Annotated in this window: 3 protein-coding genes and 3 pseudogenes; 3 read left to right on the forward strand and 3 right to left on the reverse strand. The window is 53.3% G+C overall.

Going from position 1 to position 3615, the window contains the following annotated elements:
- Window positions 1-218: 218 nt before the first annotated feature.
- Together D9K61_RS07545 and D9K61_RS27260 are read right to left on the reverse strand one after the other, a co-directional pair.
- Window positions 219-371 (reverse strand): annotated as a pseudogene (locus D9K61_RS07545) (response regulator transcription factor); the annotation flags it as partial.
- 67 nt (window positions 372-438) lie between these two features.
- On the reverse strand, window positions 439-954 hold the full coding sequence (locus D9K61_RS27260) for a hypothetical protein (protein ID WP_216825765.1): 516 nt from the start codon (window positions 952-954) through the stop codon (window positions 439-441).
- A gap of 389 nt (window positions 955-1343) precedes the next feature.
- Between D9K61_RS27260 and D9K61_RS07560 the strand changes: the two are divergent.
- From D9K61_RS07560 to D9K61_RS07570, 3 genes and pseudogenes are all read left to right on the forward strand, one after another.
- Window positions 1344-1601 (forward strand): annotated as a pseudogene (locus D9K61_RS07560) (transposase); the annotation flags it as partial.
- Between the two features lie 485 nt (window positions 1602-2086).
- Window positions 2087-2701 (forward strand): response regulator transcription factor, encoded by a 615-nt coding sequence (locus tag D9K61_RS07565; RefSeq protein WP_120632653.1) that lies wholly within the window; start codon window positions 2087-2089, stop codon window positions 2699-2701.
- Window positions 2702-3094: 393 nt separating this feature from the next.
- Window positions 3095-3339: pseudogene (locus D9K61_RS07570) on the forward strand (transposase); the annotation flags it as partial.
- Between the two features lie 158 nt (window positions 3340-3497).
- On the opposite strand, the gene D9K61_RS27265 reads toward D9K61_RS07570, so the two are convergent.
- Window positions 3498-3615 (reverse strand): ATP-binding protein (locus D9K61_RS27265; RefSeq protein WP_216825766.1); only part of this gene is annotated, 118 nt, incomplete at its 5' end.

The raw sequence follows: 3615 nt of genomic DNA on the forward strand, positions 1-3615 counted from the left end.
CACCTAGTGTTCCGACTTGCCAATCCAACCGTCCATGACAACGCATGCTGACCGCCCATTGGTATGTGGAGGGGGTTCACCGTGAGTGAGGGTTGATCTATAGATTGTCATTGGCATCTCCTTGCCGATGACAATAACCAATGCTAAGCCCCAACACCCGTGCGCATCAGTAGAGATGTACAGCGCGAAAGCATAGGCTTTCTATCCAATTGAATAGGTCAGATAACTCCAGCCTCGTGCGCAATCATCGCGGCCTGGGTGCGGTTTGTCACGCCGACCTTGCGAAACAGTGTTTTCATGTGAAGTTTCACCGTTGGTTCGGAGATGCCTAAAGCACGCGCGATCTCTTTGTTGGACTTCCCGTCAGTCAACTCTCTTATCAAATCAACCTAAAGCGTTTCGGTTTGAACTTGAATCGCGAGTGGTTCCTTTGAGGTTTCAGATGTGATTCATCCTCTTTGGGAAGATGGATTGTGTCAGCACCTTTGCCATCTGCACTTCGTGCGCGATTTCAGAAGTATATCGAGGAAGGGCTAAGCGGGCGGCGGCGTTGCGACTGAAACTCTCGCCAGCCTGCCATGCGCGGTGTCGTTCGGTCGCGACCAATGTTTTTTTACGTAGAGCCCAGCTCGCGCAGGACCGGCCAATCGCGTCAGGATGCGCCTGTACGCCGGTCGCATCCGCCAGCACACCAGCCAGCTCGGGCATGGTCATGTCGCCGTCCTGATCTATCAGTTCCATCAGAAAGGCGCGATGCGGATCAAGCTTGCCCTTGCCGCGGGGCCGCCCCTTAGGCGCGGCTCTGGCGTGCCCCAAGCGACGGATCGCAAGTCCCCATCGCGCGCCCGTTGCAGGCGAAAGCTTCAGACGCAACGCCGCCGCGCGCCCACTTAACCCTTCTTCAATAAATCTCTGAAACCGCGCCCGCCGCGCATCTGGCAAAGGTGCTAACATGAAACATCTTCCAAAACAGGATGAATCACAAATCGGCACTCATGTGAATCTGGAGGGTTCTGTGAGGTCCGCGGGCAGAACGCCAATGCTACTGCAAGGGCAGCCCCAGTCGATCCGGCGAACAGTCGAAATACCGACTGAACTTTGCAACAGCATGAAGATAGGATCATTGCGTGGCCGGCGACAGGTTGCGAAGCGTCATGTCGTCGATCATACGGCGGCGCAGCGGGCTTACCGCTGATGTGGCATCAGCCATGGGATGGTCTCCTGATAAAGGTTGGTCTCAGCACCAAACCTTCCCACCAGGGGCCATTCCCGCCAATAGCTACGCCCCTCCCGCGTCAGCGGGTTCGTTCAATCCATTGCGATTCAGGTTTTGAGCCGGACGCTTTAGTTTAGCGGTCCGCGCTCCGAACGGGCGTAAGCCCACCAACCACCGTCATGTTCTTGATGTTATTTTCTGGTTAGCCCGGACTGGTGAACCATGGCGCGACTTGCCAGATGAGTTCAACAAGCGGTCCAGCGTTTATTGCCAATTTCGGCGCTGGACACTGGTGGGGCTCTGGGAAGAGATCATAGACGCATTGAACCAAAGTGGGGCGGTGCTGAAAGCGCTGCAAGTGATCAACTGCACCTTGATCCGCGCCAAGTGATTTGGGGAATGTCGGTTTGTTCAATATCGAACTCATTGGTTCTTTGACCAATTGCCTTCTACATTGGATTTCCCGGATGAAGAATTTCCCGCTCACCTATTCATTGGGATAGTAAGGCTATTCCCTCGAGCTTCGCATCCCTACTGATGCGCACGGGTGTTGGTACCAGAAACGGCTATCGTCAGCCTCAATTTTGCCTAGGTTGTGCAGTTAATAGGGCTAAAGAAGCTTGTGCCATGGTACGCTAGCTTAAATCATCTAGAAAAGCCATCATCGACAGGGATATAATCAGTTAACTTGCCCCGCTCCTCATCAGATACCAAATCTCGCGCCAAGTCGTCCTTCATTGTGGATATCAGCTTGATTAATGTTCGAAGCCTTGTGGAAATCATCTGCTGTCGGCAAGGCCTAGTGACATAATCCTGCAGGTTGGGCGCAAAATAGACACGAAGAAAAGTGTTCGAGCAAGGGAACTGCCCGTGAGAGTATTAGTTGCAGACGATCATGGTCTATTGCGGGACACATTGATTATGTTTTTCCATAGTGGAAATGATATAACAGCAGAGGCCGTGGGAACGTTAGGCGAGGCGCAAAAGCGCATATCTGAAGATGATCCCTATGATCTGATCCTTCTGGACTATAATATGCCGGGTATGAAGGGGCTTGACGGCCTGATCGAAACGCTTGACATGGAAGGTACTCAACGCGTTGCGCTTATATCGGGTGAGGCAAATCGCGATATTGCAGAGCGAGCCTTGGAATTAGGAGCCGCTGGCTTTTTGCCAAAAACCCTTTCCGCTAAATCCATGATCAATGCGGTTCGCTTTATGGCGATGGGCGAACAATATGCTCCCGTTGACTTCTTGACTGCCGCCGAAGATTCCGCGAACAATTCACTGGCCGTCAAGCTTACGACACGGGAGTTGGAAGTTCTAAGAGAGTTGACTGACGGGAAGTCCAACAAAGAGATCGCGCGTGCTTTAGGCATCTCCGAACCAACGGTGAAACTTCACATGAAAACACTGTTTCGCAAGGTCGGCGTGACAAACCGCACCCAGGCCGCGATGATTGCGCACGAGGCTGGAGTTATCTGACCTATTCAATTGGATAGAAAGCCTATGCTTTCGCGCTGTACATCTCTACTGATGCGCACGGGTGTTGGGGCTTAGCATTGGTTATTGTCATCGGCAAGGAGATGCCAATGACAATCTATRGATCAACCCTCACTCACGGTGAACCCCCTCCACATACCAATGGGCGGTCAGCATGCGTTGTCATGGACGGTTGGATTGGCAAGTCGGAACACTAGGTGGACCTATTTGCCAATCCACTCCTTACCGGGGTGGCGATTAGGGCGGCCTTCGCCGGTTGCCACTATGCTACCCCGCAATCCTAACAATCCCCATACGCCTAGGTTCTGGACCTATTAATTTGGTTGCCGTCATCTCGGCTGCGTGATTCAAGCCCCTGAGTTTCAGGGGTGTATCATGAGCAATCTATTCTGGCTGACTGACGAGCAGATGTCTCGCCTTCAGCCTTACTTTCCGAAGAGGTGAGCCTGCGAACGCAAGCGGAGGGTTGATGATCGACGTGTGCTGAGTGGGATTATCTTCATCAATCGCAATGGGTTGTGGTGGTCTGATGCCCCTTGCGAATATGGTCCGCCCAAGACGCTATATAACCGATGGAAGCGGTGGGCGATATGGGTGTGTTCGCTCGGATCATGACCGGATGTCAATCCCGGCGCAAAAAGGGTCAGTTTCCCGGTGTAAAATTGGTCAGTTTGTTTGGGAGTTAGCTGCGCCTTGGTGCGTGTGCTTGTCATATAGCTGACGCGTGCCAGGGCGCGCTGGCCGCAGGCCAGCCCTTCAGCCTTTGCGGGTTGGTGTTTCAGCTTCGGGCTTTGCGGCTCTGTCGCAGCCGGAAGCTTTCGCCGTTCATTTCCAGGATATGCACGTGGTGGGTCAGACGGTCCAGAATGGCACCTGTGAGGCGTTCTGATCCGAAG

The sequence above is a fragment of the Ruegeria sp. EL01 genome (assembly GCF_900313035.1).
GTDB lineage: Bacteria > Pseudomonadota > Alphaproteobacteria > Rhodobacterales > Rhodobacteraceae > Ruegeria.

Coding starts and splice junctions, on each gene's coding strand:
- D9K61_RS27260 (WP_216825765.1), bottom strand. CDS start 954: ATGTTAGCACCTTTGCCAGATGCGCGGCGGGCGCGGTTTCAGAGATTT.